We start from the raw sequence: 15,640 nt of genomic DNA, 5'->3' as shown, positions 1-15,640 counted from the left end.
AGTTTTAACCTAGATCAGTTCGGTGAGGGTATCGCTCTGGCGGACAAGTTCGTGGTCATGTGAAGCGACCAGCACGGCGATGCCGTCCGACGTCGTGTCCTTGAGGATGCTGATGATGCGGTTGGCCGAGGCCCGGTCCAGGCTGGCAGTCGGCTCATCGACCACCAGCACCCGGGTGCCGAGGATCAGGGCCCGGGCGATCGCGACGCGCTGGCGTTCACCGCCGGAGAGCTGTGCGGGCCGGTGGCGCATGCGCCGGCCCAGGCCGACGAGGTCCAGGAGGTCCTTGGCCATGTCGCGGCGTTTGTCCACCTCGCCGTCGGGCACGGCGGGCAGCAGCACGTTCTCGAGGGCACTCATCCCGTCGATCAGGGCGCCGCCCTGGTCGACGTAGCCAATCAGGGCGCGGCGGCGGTCGGCGATCTCGTCGTCGCCCATGGTCTCGAGCGAGTCGCCCTCCCAGAACACCCGGCCCGACGTCGGCAGGGTCAGGCCGGCGCCGACGGTCAGGATGCTGGTCTTGCCCGAGCCGCTGCGGCCGGCGACGCAGTGCATCTCGCCGGCGTGCAGCGTCATGTTGAAATCGTCCACCACGTTGACCGCCTCGGCGCCGCCCTTGCCGCCGCCGTAGTGGATCGTGATGTTGCTGAGCTCCAGCGGCGTGGCGTGGTCGGTGGCCTTCACGATCGTGTTGGCCCGCGTCTTGTGGCCGCCGCGGCGGGTGCTCGCCGTCATCTTCTCGTGTGCCTCACGGTCGAGGTTGAGGTCGTTGTTCATCGGACCACTTTCGTTGCAATTGGAATCCAGCAAAGTACAGCCACGAGCCCGGCGACGGCGGCCCAGAGCGCGGCATAGGGGGCAAGGAGCAGACCAACGCCCAGGGCGCCGAGGACGCCGAGCGGCAGCGCGACCGTCCCCACCATGGCATTTTCGAAGAAGCGGACCTGGCCGAGCATGTCCGGGTTCCAGCCCATCGCCTGCAGCGTGCCGAGGTACTGGCGCTTGGCCTGCAGTTCGAAGCGGCCGGTGACCATGGTCAGCAGCAGCCCGACGGCGACACCGGACACTCCGAGGATGATGCTCGGCAGCGCGATGGACGTGGCGGCCAGGCCGCTGAGCGCGCTCGCCCCGGCGGCCCGGGGGATGTCGATCAGCAGCGCGACCATCCCGCCGACCGCGGCGGCGAAGACGCCGACGGCGACAGCCAGGGAAATGGTGTTGAACTTGTTGGTGCTCAGCTGCCGGTTGGCGAAGGTCAGCGGCGAATCCACGGCGATGAGCCGTTCATCGTGCTGCGGTTCCTGGTCCACGACGTCGCGGTGGCGCAGCTGCTGGGCGGCGAAGAACGCCGCGCCCGCATAGAGCACCAGCACGGAGGCCGAGACGATCGCCGTGGCGGGGTTCCAGCTGACCAGGCTGAGGATGATTCCGGCGAGGGCCAGCAGGGCCGCGCCGACGCCAAATTCGGCAAGCACCCAGGACCGGATCCGGCGCTGGGTCCAGCCCATGGCGCGCAGGGTTCCGGCCTCGCTGCGGCGTTTGCGGACGTAGCTGACGGTAGAGGCGCCGGTGAGCAGGGCGGCTCCGCAGAGCGTGAGGAAGAGCAGGGTCAGGTTGGTGGCGGTGAGGGACCCGGAGACGGCGTCCGCGGCGTCCTGGCGGACCCACGACTGCTGGACGGTGCCGAGTGGGGACTCCTTGCCGGCGTCGTCCTTGGAGTAGCCGGGGACGAAGATGCTGGCGTCCTCACGGGCGGAGCCGGCAACGATCGTTGCCTGCAGCCCCATGTCGCGGATCTCGTTGGCGAGCTTCTCCACGTCGGGCTGCGCTTCCTTCCAGCTGCCGGGCACCTTGGCCCGGACGCGCACCGCATCGATCACAGAGGCGTTGTCCGTGTAGCCCCGGGCGGCGGCGAGGCCGTAGAAGTCCGTGATGGCGCCGGCGGACTGGCTGGCCAGGCCCGTGGCGCTCAGGGAGGGCTTGAGCTCGGTGTTCCCGGCGTCCTTGCCGGAGGCGTCCTTGGTCAGCGTGAAGGGGGTGGGATCGTAGCCGCCCAGGGGCAGGCGGTTGACGTCGCCGGCGGCCTTCTTGACCGTCTCGGCGTCGAACGTTCCGTAGACCATGGCGAGCGGTGTGGCGAGCTTTTTGCCGGTCTCGAGGTTTTCCCGGTAGGAGCGCTCGTCGACGGGCTTGCGCTGGGTCTGGTCCACGGGGGCGCCGTTGGCCGCTTTCTCGGGGAGGCGGTTCACGGTGACCCAGTCGCCGGGGATGGCGCTCTTGTCCACGGCGCCGTTGCCTGCGGTTTGACCGTCCTTGTACTTCGGGGCGGCGGCGAAGTCGGTGCTCCAGGTGGCGGGGTTGTAGAGGCCCTGGCTGAAGGTTGCGGTGTCACCGAGCAACTGGGAGAGGTCCTTGGACCCGGGCCAGGCCAGGGCGAACGGGGACTTGGAGACGAACGGGAGGTAGTCCTTGTCCAGCGAGCGGGTCACGGTCCCGACGTCCTTGGTGACGTTGCCGGAGGCGTCGATTTCCTCGACCTTGACCGAGTACTTGAGGTCAAGGGAGGTGCCGGAGCGCACGATCAGCGGGATCGCCTGGGAGTCCGCGGTGAGCAGGCCGCTGTTCTTGGCCTGCTGGTACTGGCTCATCATCGGCGCCCAGTACTTCAGCTTGATGCCGAGGAAATCGGGGCCTTCCTTGAGTTCGTCCATGCCGATGCCGGTGGTGAAGAGGCTCTCCAGGTGCCGACCGATTGCCCCGGCGTTGCGGGCATCGGCGGGCGGTGCCTTTTCCAGCGGGGCGAGGAAGTCGCCGGCGGGCCCGAGCAGGGCACGTTCGGAGACGGGGTCGACGGCGACGACGGATTCGGTCACCTGCGGCGCGAGCGGCAGGGAGACCGAGAGGTTGAAGAGGTTGTGCTCAGAGCCGCCGGCCGGAGCCGGGAACTTGATGCCGGTCTCCCCGGCCGGGCCCGCGATGCGGACGTTCTTGCCGCCGGCGACCTGTTCCTCGATGAGCTTCGCCTTGCCGAGGGAACCCTCGGCCATGGTCTTGAACAGGGTGTGCTCGGACTGGCCGTCGGAGCTGACGGCGCTGGCGGTGAGCCGGTACTTTTTCGGTGTGTCGGACAGGACCGACTCCGCGGCGGGCCATTTGCTCGGATCGGTGGCGCTGGGGTCCCCGGCAGTTCCGGCGAGTCCGGCGTTGAAGCCGAGGTAGTCGGTGGCATCCAGGCGCGGGGACTCAAGGTTCTGCGTGACGCGGGAGACGAGGCTGATCGGCGCCGCCACGGAGGTGCCGGAGAGCTTTCGGAGGGCGTCCAGTTGTTCGAAGCTGATGCCGCCCTGGCCGGTGGCGATTTCCGGCTGCATGAGGCCGCCGTTGTTGTCGGGCTTGGCCTGGACCAGAATGTCGTAGAGCCCCCGGGAGTTCTGGTCAACCGTCCGGTTCAAAGCGGCCTGCGACTGACCCTGCACGAGGACCGAGAGGCACATGGCCACGATCAAAATGGACGCGGTCAGCAAAAGCACTCGGCTTCTGATGAACCTCTGGACGGCGTTCATTGGGCTCCTGAAAGCTGGATTGCGTGCGCACACCGAAGTTCATTCCATGCGGAAGTGAAGGCGTCCCCTGCCGGGCGTGCAAAAGTAAAGGCCGGGCTGCCGGCCGAATCCGAAAATCGGACGTAGCCATTGTACGCAGACCGGCCATGCGTTCGTGGACACCGGCGGGGGCCGGAACCGCCGCCGGTGTCCACGGTGAAGACATCAGTCCTCGAGGTCGACCTCGCGCACCATGTCAGCGCCGATTCCGGCCTTGATGGCGTCCAGAACCTGCTGCGGGACCGAGCTGTCGATGGTCAGCAGGGCGAGCACCTGGCCGCCCTCGTCCTGCCGCGCAACCTGCATGCCGGCGATGTTGATGTTGTTCATGCCAAGGATGTGGCCGATGGTACCGATCACGCCGGGGCGGTCCGAGTAGGCCACCACCACGAGGTGTTCGCTGATCGGGATCTCCACCTCGAAGCCGTTGATCCCCACCAGCTTCTGGACCTGCTTGGGGCCCGTCAGGGTTCCGGCCACGGAGATCTGCGTGCCGTCGCTGAGGGCGCCGCGCAGGGTCAGCACGTTGCGGTAGGACTCGGTCTCCGGCGTCGTGATCAGGCGGACGTTAATGCCGCGCTGCTCGGCGATCACGGGGGCGTTGACGTAGGAAACCTGTTCAGTGACGATGTCGGCGAAGATGCCCTTGAGTGCCGCGAGTTCGAGCACCTTGACGTCGAGGGAGGCGATTTCGCCGGCGACCTCGACATCAAACTGGGTGAGCGAGGCGTGGGTCATGGCGGTGAAGATGCGGCCCAGCTTCTCCATCAGCGGGATGCCCGGGCGGACGTCCGGGGCAATCACGCCGCCGGCCACGTTGACCGCGTCGGGAACGAGCTCCCCGGCCAGGGCCAGGCGGACGGACTTGGCGACCGAGACGCCGGCCTTCTCCTGCGCTTCGTCCGTGGACGCGCCCAGGTGCGGGGTGACCACCACGTTGTCTAGCTTGAAGAACGGCAGGTCGGTGCTGGGTTCCTTGACGAAGACGTCGACGCCGGCACCGGCGATTTCGCCGGACTCCAGGGCAGCGTAGAGGGCTTCCTCGTCGACGAGGCCGCCGCGGGCGACGTTGACGACGTACGCGGTGCTCTTCATCTTCTTGAACGCGTCGGCGCCGAGCATGCCGACGGTCTCCGGCGTCTTGGGCATGTGGATGCTGATGAAGTCCGACTGCGCCAGAAGCTCGTCGAGGGTCACCAGCTGGACGCCCAGCTGCGCGGCGCGGGCCGAGGTGATGTAGGGGTCGTAGGCGAGGATCTTGGTGTCAAAGCCCTTGAGGCGGGCGGCGACGAGGGCGCCGATCCGGCCCAGGCCGATGATGCCGATCTTTTTCTCGAAGAGTTCGATGCCGGTGTACTTGGAGCGCTTCCACTCGCCGTCCTTGAGCGCGGCGCTGGCCTGCGGGATGTGGCGGGCAAGGCTGAGGATGTGCCCGACCGTGAGCTCCGCGGCGGAGACGATGTTCGAGGTGGGCGCGTTCACCACCATGACACCGGCCTGGGTGGCGGCCTTGATGTCGACGTTGTCGAGGCCGACGCCTGCGCGGGCGATCACCTTCAGGTTCTTCGCGGCGGCAATGGCCTCGGCGTCGAGCTGGGTGGCGGAGCGGACCAGGATCGCGTCGACGTCGGCGATCGCAGAGAGCAGCTGGGAACGGTCGGCGCCGTCGGTCTGCCGGATTTCGAAATCCGGGCCAAGGGCCTCGATCGTGGCGGGCGAAAGTTCCTCAGCGAGGAGTACTACAGGTTTGGTGCTTGTCACCGGTGACCTCTTTAGCTCTCTTGTATAACAGGCGGGGATTTTGGTGCTGGATAAAAACAGGTGCTGCATAAAAGCAGGGAAGCCGGACCCCAGTTGGCGTCCGGCTCCCCTGCCGGTCAGTGCTTAGCGGGCCACTGAGCCTTCGGTGTAGTCGTCTTCGTTCTTGATCCAGGAGAACAGCTTGCGCAGTTCGCGGCCGGTGGCCTCGATCGGGTGGTCCTCGCCCTTCTTGCGCAGTGCCTTGAACTCGGGGGCTCCGGCGTCCTGGTCGTCGATGAAGCGCTTGGCGAAGGTGCCGTCCTGGATGTCCTTGAGGACAGCCTTCATGTTTTCCTTCACGTCCGGGGTGATCACGCGCGGGCCGGAGACGTAGTCGCCGTATTCCGCCGTGTCCGAGACGGACCAGCGCTGCTTGGCGATGCCGCCCTCAACCATAAGGTCCACGATGAGCTTGAGCTCGTGCAGCACCTCGAAGTAGGCAACCTCGGGCTTGTAGCCGGCTTCGGTGAGAACCTCGAAGCCGTACTGGATCAGCTGGGAGGCGCCGCCGCACAGGACAGCCTGCTCGCCGAAGAGGTCCGTCTCGGTCTCTTCGGTGAAGGTGGTCTCGATGACGCCGGCGCGGGTGCCGCCGATGGCCTTGGCGTAGGACAGGGCCAGTTCCTTGGCCTTGCCGGACGGGTTCTGCTCGACGGCGATCAGGTCCGGCACGCCGCGGCCGGCCTCGAATTCGCGGCGGACGATGTGGCCCGGGCCCTTGGGGGCAACGAGGGCGACGTCGACATCTGCCGGGGGCTTGATGTAGCCGTAGCGGATGTTGAAGCCGTGGCCGAAGAACAGGGCGTCGCCCGGCTGCAGGTTCGGGGCGATGTCCTCGGCGTAGACGTGGCGCTGGACCTGGTCCGGGGTGAGGACCATGATGAGGTCGGCTTCGGCGACGGCGTCCTTGACGTTCAGGACGCGCAGGCCTTCCGCCTCGGCCTTGGCGCGGGACTTGGAGTCTTCCTTGAGGCCAACGCGGACGTCGACGCCGGAATCGCGCAGGCTAAGGGCGTGGGCGTGGCCCTGGGAGCCGTAACCGATGACGGCGACGGTGCGGCCCTGGATGATCGACAGGTCGGCGTCGTCGTCGTAGAACATTTCAGTCACTGGGGGTGTCTCCTTTGAATGGATTCTTGGGTGGTGCTTGTCGGTGAAACTTCGCTAAACCTGGTGTGGTGCTGCGGCAGGTCACGTCCGCTGCCGGGGGCGTGCCCCCGGCTGTGTTCCGCGCTGTGTCTTAGGCGCTGCGCAGGGCCCTGTCACTCATGGAGCGGGATCCCCGCCCAACGGCCAGGGTGCCGGACTGCACGATTTCGCGGATACCGAAAGGCTCGAGCACTGAGAGCAGTGCCGTGAGCTTCTCGGGGTGGCCCGTCGCCTCAATGACAACCGACTCTGTGGAGACGTCGACCACTGATGCGCGGAACAGGTCTGCAGCCTGGGTGACCTGCAGCCGTGTTCCGGCATCCGCACGTACCTTGACCAGGATGTGGTCACGCTGTACGGAAGATTCGGCGGTGAGCTCAACGATTTTGATCACGTTCACCAGCTTGTTCAGCTGCTTGGTGATCTGTTCGATCAGCTCACCGTCGGCGTCGACGACGACGGTCATCCGGGACATGCCCGGAACTTCCGTCGGCCCGACGGCCAGGGAGTTGATGTTGAAGGCCCGGCGGGCGAAGAGGCTGGCGACGCGGGTCAGCACACCAGGCTTGTCTTCGACCAGAACGGACAGTGTGTGGCGGGTCATGTTCAGTCCTCCTCTTCCCATTCCGGGGTCATGTTGCGGGCAACCTGGATCTGGTCGTTGCTGACTCCGGAGGGGACCATCGGCCACACCATGGAGTTGGGGCTCACGACGAAGTCAATGACCACGGGGCGGTCATTGATTTCCAGGGCCTTCTGGATGGTGGCGTCGATGTCCTCGTCGCGGTCGCAGCGGAACGAAGCGCAGCCGTAGGCATCCGCGAGCTTGACGAAGTCCGGGATCCGGACGGTGTCGTGGCCGGTGTTGAGGTCGGTGTTGGAGTAGCGGCCCTCGTAGAACAGGGTCTGCCACTGCCGCACCATGCCCAGCGAGGAGTTGTTGATGATGGCAACCTTGATCGGGATCTTGTTGATCGCGCAGGTGGCCAGTTCCTGGTTGGTCATCTGGAAGCAGCCGTCGCCGTCGATGGCCCACACCACGCGGTCCGGGTTGCCCACCTTGGCGCCCATGGCGGCCGGCACGGCGTAGCCCATGGTGCCGGCCCCGCCGGAGTTCAGCCAGGCGTGCGGGCGTTCGTACTTGATGAACTGTGAGGCCCACATCTGGTGCTGTCCAACGCCGGCGACGTAGACGCCTTCCGGGCCGGTGAGGGCACCGATGCGTTCGATCACGCGCTGCGGGGCGCTGAGGCCGTCGTCGGGTTCGGTCCAGCCCAGCGGGTAGGTCTCCTTGAGGTTGTTCAGGAAGGCCCACCAGTTGGTGTAGTCCGGGGTGCCGGAGACGGCGAACACGGCGCGCAGGGCCTCGCTCAGTTCCGGGATGATCTCCTTGACCGAGCCCACAATCGGGACGTCGGCGGTGCGGTTCTTGGAGATCTCGGCCGGATCGATGTCCGCGTGGATGACCTTGGCGTTCGGGGCGAAGGTCTTCAGGACGCCGGTCACCCGGTCGTCGAAGCGCGCCCCGAGCGTGATCAGCAGGTCTGACTGCTGCAGCGCGGTCACGGCGGAGACCGTGCCGTGCATGCCCGGCATCCCGACATGCTGCGGGTGCGAGTCCGGGAAGACGCCGCGGGCCATCAGGGTGGTGACCACGGGGGCGCCGGATAGTTCAGCGAGCTCCAGCAGTTCCGCCGAGGCGTGCGCCTTGACGACGCCGCCGCCCACATAGAGCACGGGCTTGCTGGCTGCCGCGATGAGCCGGGCGGCCTCGCGGACCTGCTTGTTGTGGCCGCGGAGCACCGGGTGGTAGCCGGGCAGGTCGATCTTCGGCGGCCAGGAGAAGGTCATCTGACCCTGCTGGGCGTCCTTGGCGACATCGACCAGGACGGGGCCCGGACGGCCGGTCGAGGCCAGGTGGAAGGCCTCGGCCATGACGTGCGGGATGTCGTTGGGGTCGGTCACCAGGAAGGAGTGCTTCGTGATCGGCATGGTAATGCCGACAATATCCGCTTCCTGGAAGGCATCGGTGCCGATGACTCCACTGGCGACCTGGCCGGTGATGGCCACCATCGGCACGGAGTCCATGTGGGCATCCATGATGGCGGTGACGAGGTTGGTGGCACCCGGACCCGAGGTGGCGATGCAGACGCCCACCCGTCCGGTGACCATGGCGTAGCCTTGCGCGGCGTGGCCGGCTCCCTGTTCGTGACGGACCAGAATGTGGTTCATTCGGGAAGCCATCAAGGGGTCGTAGGTGGGCAGGATCGCGCCACCGGGCAAACCAAAAATATCGTCGACGCCGAGTTCTTCGAGCGAGCGGACAATTGCTTGTGAACCGGTCATCACCGTCGGGGGTACGACGTTGTTCGGTCCAAGGACAGGAGAGACAGCAGCAGTGTCGACGCCGGCGTCAGCCGGACGCTCGACGCGTTCCGAAGCCTTGTGGGCTCCAGCGGACTTAGTGGCCATCAGCGAGGGGCTGATCGGCGATCCTTTGCTCATCGGACTCTTCCTTAGTGGATCTTCGGTTGGATCTTCGGTGATCGGGGTACTGCTGGTACTGCATGATGCTGGTTCTGCCGGTGATGCGGAAATAAAAAAACCCCTCAGCCTGACGGCTCTTCGAGGGGTTTGCGCGTGACGGTTCGTTACCAGTCGGGCTATGGAGCCACGCGCCTGGTAAGGACGACGACGCCGGCGGTAACGAATGCGATCATGCGTTCAGTTTTCCCTCTTAGTGAGACACGTGTCAACGAGCCCACACTCTGTCTCACTATTTGGACTTCATTGTCCACTGGTTGATCTCCGCCCACCCCCGGCGGCCAGGCAGCCCTCGGCGGCAGGCGGGGCTCTCCTGCCCCAAGCGCACGGCGCGGACGCCGTTCGCCTGGGGCCCCGGAGGCTCCCCTAAACCGGGTTTCCCGTCATTACCCGCAGTAGGCGCCGGTGGAGGCGCTGTGGACGAGCTTGGCGTACTTGGCGAGCACACCCTTCGTGAACTTGGCCGGAAGCGGCTCCCAGCCGACCTTGCGGGCTTCGAGCTCGGCATCGTCGACGAGGAGGTCGAAGCTGCGGGCGGCGATGTCCACGCGGATCCGGTCACCGTCCTTGACGAAGGCGATGGGGCCGCCGTCCACTGCTTCCGGGGCAACGTGGCCGATGCACAGGCCCGTGGTTCCGCCGGAGAAGCGGCCGTCGGTCAGCAGCAGCACGTCCTTGCCCAGCCCGGCACCCTTGATGGCGCCGGTGATGGCGAGCATTTCGCGCATGCCCGGTCCGCCCTTGGGGCCCTCGTAGCGGATGACGACGACGTCGCCCGCCTTGATCTGGCCCTTGTCGAGCGCATCCAGGGCGCCCTGCTCGCGTTCGAAGACGCGGGCGGTGCCCTCAAAGACGTCGGCGTCAAAGCCGGCGCTCTTCACGACGGCACCCTCGGGAGCCATCGTGCCGTGCAGGATGGTGATGCCGCCGGTCTTGTGGATGGGGTTGTCCATGGCCCGGAGGATCTTGCCGTCCAGGTCCGGCGGGTTGATCGCCGCGAGGTTTTCCGCGACGGTCTTGCCCGTGACGGTGAGGCAGTCGCCGTGGATCAGGCCGGCGTCGAGCAGTGCACGCATGATGACGGGGACGCCGCCGATCTTGTCGACGTCGGTCATCACGTAGCGACCGAACGGCTTGAGGTCGCCCAGGTGCGGGATCTTGTCGCCGATGCGGTTGAAGTCCTCGAGTGTGAGGTCCACTTCGGCCTCGCGGGCGATGGCCAGCAGGTGGAGGACGGCGTTGGTGGAACCGCCGAAGGCCATGGTGACGGCAATGGCGTTTTCGAAGGCCTTCTTGGTCATGATGTCGCGGGCGGTGATGCCCAGGCGGAGCAGGTTGACCACGGCTTCGCCGGACTTGTGCGCAAAGACGTCGCGGCGGCGGTCGGCCGAGGGCGGGGCAGCCGACCCGGGGAGGGACATGCCCAGCGCCTCGCCGATGCAGGCCATGGTGTTGGCCGTGTACATGCCGCCGCAGGCGCCTTCGCCCGGGCAGATGGCTTTTTCGATGCGGGTCAGGTCTTCGAGGCTCATCTTGCCGGCCGCGCAGGCGCCGACGGCTTCGAAGGCGTCGATGAGGGTGACTTCCTTTTCGGAGCCGTCCTCAAGCTTGACCCAGCCGGGCATGATGGAGCCGGCGTAGAGGAAGACGGCGGCGAGGTCCAGGCGGGCCGCTGCCATGAGCATGCCCGGGAGGGATTTGTCGCAGCCGGCCAGGAGCACGGAGCCGTCGATCCGCTCGGCCTGCATGACGGTTTCAACAGAGTCGGCGATGACTTCGCGGGAAACCAGCGAGAAGTGCATGCCCTCGTGCCCCATGGAGATGCCGTCCGAGACGGAGATGGTGCCGAACTGCATCGGGAAGCCGCCGCCGGCGTGGACGCCTTCCTTGGCGCCCTGGGCCAGGCGGTTCAGGGAGAGGTTGCAGGGGGTGATTTCATTCCACGAGCTGGCCACGCCAATTTGGGGTTTGGCGAAGTCGTCGTCGCCCATGCCGACCGCCCGGAACATCCCGCGCGCGGGCGCGGCGTGGATTCCGTCGGTGACGACCCGGCTGCGGGGCTTGATGTCCGGTTTGGTCTCTGTCGCTGTTTGGGTGTCCTCACTCATGGGTCAAAGTCTAGGGCTCCCCCGCGGGGCGCAACGACCCGGACGGGCGCATTAAGCGGAAAACCGGGAATATTGCGACCAGATGGTGGACTGCCGTCTCACGTGTTGGACCCCCCTGTGGCGGCGCTTCAATTAAGGTGAGCTGTGTCACGCAGTTCCGGGGCTTCGGCGACGGACTGCGCCTCGGCCTTGAGCAGCGTGAGCACCTGCTGGATGGTGGTCCGCGCCGCGACATCGGGCCGTGCCAGTGCAACAATGCTGCGGCTGGCCTTGACCCCGGCCAGCGGGCGCAGGACGAACCCGCGTCCCTGGTTTTTCAGCGCCGTGTAGCGCGGCAGCAGGCTGAGCCCGTGTCCGGCACTGACCAGGGCCTCGAGGACCCGGAGGTCGGGGAATGTCTGGGCGCGGACCGCGGGGGAATCGGCCTGCACCTCGATCTGGCGGAGCACCGTGTCGAACGGGAAGCCTTCGGGCACTCCCATCCACGGGAAACCGATCACGTCTTCGGCCCGCAGCGTCGCCTTGCCTGCGAGCGCATGGCCCTCGGGGACTGCGACGTCGAGGGGTTCATCCAGGAGCGGCACCACCGTCAACCCCAGCCGGGCAAAGACGTCGGGCCCGTCAACGCTGTGCGCCAAAACGATGTCGTAGTCGGCAGTGAGCCCGGCGAATCCGGCCACGTTGGGATCCTCGAAGTGCGCCTCGAAGTGGAGTCCGTCGATGGCTTTGACGCGGTGCAGGAGGCCGGGAAGGAACATCTCGGCGGCGCTCGGGAAGAACGCCGCCCTGACATGGGTCTGCCAGCCGCGCCGGTACGTGTCGATGGTGGCTTCCGCACGGGCCATGGCGGTGGACACCTCGGCGGCCGCACCCGCCATGGCGAGTCCGGCCTCGGTGAGACGCACACCCCGGCCCGATTTCTTGACCAGGACAACGCCCAGCTCCTCCTGGAGGGTCTTGAGCTGCTGCGAGACGGCGGAGGGGGTCACCTTCATTGCCTCAGCGGTGGCGCCGACCGTGCCGCGGTCGGCCAGTTCACGGAGAATCCGCAGTCTCTTGAAATCCATGAAGTGAGGCTACAGGGCGGCGGCCGGGAGGCTGGACAGCCCCCTGCGGGCAGACGTACGGTCAAACGACGGCAACCTTGCCTCATGGACAGAAAGGCTCTGCTATGGATTGGATCATCTGGCTCGTCGTCATCGTAGCGATTGTCGCCATCGTCTGGTGGCTGCTGAACCGCAACAGCGCACGCAGCAAGTCCGGCTCAGGCGCCGCTGGCACCGGGACCGCCGGCACCCACGATGCCACCCCTGCCCATCTGCACGACGCCGGTCACGATGCCAGCCACCGCGGCGCCGTTTCCGGCGGCGGTCCCGCCGCGACTGGCGCCGCGACCTTGCCTGCCGCTGCGGCGGGCCCGGCCGCGGAGAGGTCAGGCGCCGCGACCTCGCCGGCCGCTGCAGCGTCCCCAGCCGCGGAGAACCCGGAATGGGAAACCCAATGGTCCGAGACGCCGCCGGCTGAACCGCACGCCGCCCTCCACCAGGAGCCGGGCCACGGCGCCGCCCACGGCGAGCACGGTATGGAAGCGCCCGCGGCCGGAGCGGCGGCCGCGGCAAGCGCCCCGGTGCACCACCCGGAATACACAGAGCCCCACGCCCCCACCCTCCCCGGCGCCGAATCGGCGGCGGCGGAGGCTGTTCTGGACGCGGAGAACGGGCAGGGCAGGACTGCCGCGGCGGCAACCCGGCCGATGCCCGGGTCCCCCCTGGCCGAGGCAGACACCCGGCAGACGGCCACCTCCGCGGCCGCATCCGAAACGGCTGCCAGCCATACGGCCGAACCCGCCGGCCACCTCGCCGTCGAGCAGCCGTACGGCGAGGGGTCGGCAGCACCGGCCCCTGACGGCAGCGGGCCAGACGGCTTCACCGTCAAGGGCAACGCCTCCTCGATGGTCTATCACGACGAGACCAGCCCCGCGTTCGAGGAAACACGCGCCGAAGTCTGGTTCCTGTCCCCAGCCCATGCCGAGGCCGCGGGCTTCCGGCCGCCGCGCCGGACCAGGCAGTAGCTCGCGGCAGGGCTGCTGAGACCTCGCGGGCAGAATCCGGAGCGCTCATGTTGAGTTCATGGCAGGGGCGGCGGGAGACAGTTGATGACCGCCCGGTGACGTCGGCATGCCGGCCCGCGGACGGGCGGCGCCGGCTGGGGATGGCGGCCGCCGTCGCGGTCCTGCTGGTCGGCTGCACTCCCGGCGACGGCGGCGGCACCTCCGTCGGCACCTCCGCAGCTACGGGTCCCGCCGCGTCGGGCACCACTCCCCCGGCCGCCAGCAGCCACTCCGGGGGCAGCCCGGGCGTGGGCCAGCCGACGGTTGCCGCGACGATCGACGCCGATCTGCAGGTGCCCTGGTCAACGGTCTTCCTGCCCGACGGCACCGCGGTCATTTCCGAACGCGACAGCGCCTTGCTCCGGACCATCGAGCCCGGCGCCGGCCGGGCCGGCACCCTGGGGAAGGTTCCCGACGTCGTGCCCGGCGGTGAAGGCGGGCTGCTGGGGCTGGCCGTGTCCCCGGACTTCGCGGCAGACCGGTACCTCTACGCCTACTACACCGCCGCCAGCGACAACCGGATCGCGCGGCTGCCTCTCGTGGAGGACGCCGGGGCCCTGCGGCCCGGGGTCCCGGAAGTCATCTTCACCGGAATCCCCAAGGCCTCCACGCACAACGGCGGCCGGATCCGGTTCGGCCCGGACGGCTACCTGTATGTCGGCACCGGTGATTCGCAGCGCCGCGGCCAGCCCCAGGACCCTGGGGCCCTGGGCGGTAAGATCCTGCGCATCACGGCCCAGGGGCGTCCTGCACCGGGTAATCCGTTCGCCGGCAATCCCGTCTACAGCCTTGGCCACCGCAACGTCCAGGGACTCGCCTGGGACAGCGCCGGACGGCTGTGGGCAAGCGAATTCGGGCCCGACGTCGACGACGAGCTCAACCTGATTGTGCCGGGCGGCAACTACGGCTGGCCGGACGTGACGGGCGCCCCGCACCGCGCCGGCTTCCTGGACGCGAAGGTGGTGTGGCCCTCGACGGCGGATTCCTCTCCCAGCGGGCTCGAAATAGTCGGCAATACGGCCTACCTGGGCGCCCTTCGGGGCCAGCGGCTGTGGGCGGTGTCGCTGAATGGCGAGTTCGCTGGCGATCCTGTGGGCTATTTCACACGGACGTACGGACGGATCAGGGATGTTTCGCTGGCTCCGGACGGCCGGCTTTGGGTGCTCAGCAACAACAAAAACCCTGATTTTGTGCTGATTTTGAAGCTCCCGGAGTAGACCGCTTGGCAGCCGCCGGGCCCGATTTCACACTCTGCCCAAACTCGTGTAGAGTTTCATGTCGTTGCGGAGAACAACGCGGGAACAAAAAGACCGCGGGGAACGAAAACAACAGATGCACCTCTAGCTCAACTGGCAGAGCAATTGACTCTTAATCAATGGGTTCCGGGTTCGAGTCCCGGGGGGTGCACCAAGGAAAGAAACCCCGTCTTCACTGGCCGCAGGCCGTGAAGGCGGGGTTTTTCTTTTGCCCGAATTGGGTCCGGGTGGATAATTACGGGCTATTAATTTCGACGCGGCGGCATGCTCGGACTTTCCCCCGCCTGTTCGGCATGCAGCCAGAACCGTCGAGGTCACCTACTCCCGCTGTCCAGCCACCGTTTTACGAGTCCTGGGCGGAGTTCTCCCGGCGGCATGAAAGCCCCGCCCATAGGAACGGCAGGGCTTTCGTGTTGGTGACTTTTGCAGGTCCGCTTACGGCTGCCAGGCACCGGTTTGCGGGCCGGGGGCGTCGAAGCGCTGGCCCCCGGGTTTGGGTTCCATGACGGTGAAGACGAGCAGGATGATGCCGCCGACGAACGGGACGAGGCCCAGGAACAGCATCCAGCCGCTGTAGTTGGCGTCGTGGAGCCGCCGGACGGTCACGGCCAGGGACGGGACGAGAACCGCGAGGAACCAGATGGCTGCCAGGATCACCCCAATGATGTAGCCGGGCCCGGGAACGCTGGTGCCGTTGGCGCCAATCTTTGCGCCGGCTGCGCCGCCGATGAGCATGATGACGTTCAGAACGACCGAGACGATGAAGGCCACGAGCGTCCACCACCAGTACTCGCTGCGGCTGGCGCGGCCGGTGAAGGTGGCGTAATTCTTGAAGAACCTCGAAACAGCGTCCGGCAGGGACGCACCGTAAAGGGGTGCCCAGAGCGGCACCGGTCCGGCGGCCGGGGCCGGGTAGGCCGGGGCGCCGTACGGGTTGGACGCCCACGCCGGGTTCGGCCGGGATTGCTCACTTGGCCACTTCTGCTGGCCGGAGGGCGGCGGAGGCTGATGAAGACCTGACATGGCGTGCTCCTTCACTGCCGCCGATCCGAATCGGATCAGCGGACGTCG

At 67.2% G+C, this 15,640-nt stretch carries 11 protein-coding genes and 1 tRNA gene; 3 read left to right on the top strand and 9 right to left on the bottom strand.

Going from position 1 to position 15,640, the window contains the following annotated elements:
* Positions 1-9 precede the first annotated feature (9 nt).
* The 8 genes from AC1MFL_RS16395 to AC1MFL_RS16360 all read right to left on the bottom strand — a co-directional run bounded on the left by AC1MFL_RS16395 (position 10) and on the right by AC1MFL_RS16360 (position 12,270).
* Positions 10-777: an ABC transporter ATP-binding protein gene (locus AC1MFL_RS16395; RefSeq protein WP_479811164.1), complete on the bottom strand. Its 768-nt coding sequence runs from the start codon at positions 775-777 to the stop codon at positions 10-12.
* Positions 774-3,563 carry an ABC transporter permease gene (locus tag AC1MFL_RS16390; protein ID WP_479811162.1) on the bottom strand — a complete coding sequence of 930 codons (2,790 nt, stop codon included), beginning with the start codon at positions 3,561-3,563 and terminating at the stop codon, positions 774-776. The genes AC1MFL_RS16395 and AC1MFL_RS16390 overlap by 4 nt, the downstream gene beginning before the upstream one ends.
* Before the next feature lie 204 nt (positions 3,564-3,767).
* A complete protein-coding gene (gene serA / locus AC1MFL_RS16385) occupies positions 3,768-5,363 on the bottom strand; it encodes a phosphoglycerate dehydrogenase (protein ID WP_479811160.1) in 1,596 nt (531 codons plus the stop codon).
* 123 nt (positions 5,364-5,486) lie between these two features.
* Positions 5,487-6,512, bottom strand: coding sequence for a ketol-acid reductoisomerase (ilvC, locus tag AC1MFL_RS16380; protein ID WP_479811158.1), 1,026 nt, complete (start codon positions 6,510-6,512; stop codon positions 5,487-5,489).
* Positions 6,513-6,642: 130 nt separating this feature from the next.
* Positions 6,643-7,155 carry an acetolactate synthase small subunit gene (gene ilvN, locus AC1MFL_RS16375; protein ID WP_282380452.1) on the bottom strand — a complete coding sequence of 171 codons (513 nt, stop codon included), beginning with the start codon at positions 7,153-7,155 and terminating at the stop codon, positions 6,643-6,645.
* Between the two features lie 2 nt (positions 7,156-7,157).
* Complete coding sequence (locus AC1MFL_RS16370) at positions 7,158-9,056, bottom strand: acetolactate synthase large subunit (protein WP_479811156.1); 1,899 nt, start codon at positions 9,054-9,056, stop codon at positions 7,158-7,160.
* A 425-nt stretch (positions 9,057-9,481) separates the two neighbouring features.
* Positions 9,482-11,203 carry a dihydroxy-acid dehydratase gene (gene ilvD, locus AC1MFL_RS16365; protein ID WP_479811154.1) on the bottom strand — a complete coding sequence of 574 codons (1,722 nt, stop codon included), beginning with the start codon at positions 11,201-11,203 and terminating at the stop codon, positions 9,482-9,484.
* 128 nt (positions 11,204-11,331) lie between these two features.
* Positions 11,332-12,270, bottom strand: coding sequence for a LysR family transcriptional regulator (locus tag AC1MFL_RS16360; protein WP_479811152.1), 939 nt, complete (start codon positions 12,268-12,270; stop codon positions 11,332-11,334).
* A 104-nt stretch (positions 12,271-12,374) separates the two neighbouring features.
* Here AC1MFL_RS16360 and AC1MFL_RS16355 point away from each other — a divergent pair, with 104 nt between their 5' ends.
* From AC1MFL_RS16355 to AC1MFL_RS16345, 3 genes are all read left to right on the top strand, one after another.
* Positions 12,375-13,274: a sunset domain-containing protein gene (locus AC1MFL_RS16355; protein ID WP_479811150.1), complete on the top strand. Its 900-nt coding sequence runs from the start codon at positions 12,375-12,377 to the stop codon at positions 13,272-13,274.
* Positions 13,275-13,414: 140 nt separating this feature from the next.
* Positions 13,415-14,530, top strand: a complete 1,116-nt coding sequence (locus tag AC1MFL_RS16350) for a PQQ-dependent sugar dehydrogenase (RefSeq protein ID WP_479815525.1) — start codon at positions 13,415-13,417, stop codon at positions 14,528-14,530.
* Between the two features lie 117 nt (positions 14,531-14,647).
* Positions 14,648-14,723 (top strand) — tRNA-Lys (locus AC1MFL_RS16345).
* A gap of 281 nt (positions 14,724-15,004) precedes the next feature.
* On the opposite strand, the gene AC1MFL_RS16340 is transcribed toward AC1MFL_RS16345, so the two are convergent.
* On the bottom strand, positions 15,005-15,592 hold the full coding sequence (locus AC1MFL_RS16340) for a DUF805 domain-containing protein (RefSeq protein ID WP_479811148.1): 588 nt from the start codon (positions 15,590-15,592) through the stop codon (positions 15,005-15,007).
* Between the last annotated feature and the right edge of the window lie 48 nt (positions 15,593-15,640).

This window comes from Arthrobacter sp. BG3, from assembly GCF_056680185.1.
The sequence above is the reverse complement of the archived record's forward strand: the minus strand, read 5'-3'. Positions and strand labels throughout refer to the sequence as shown.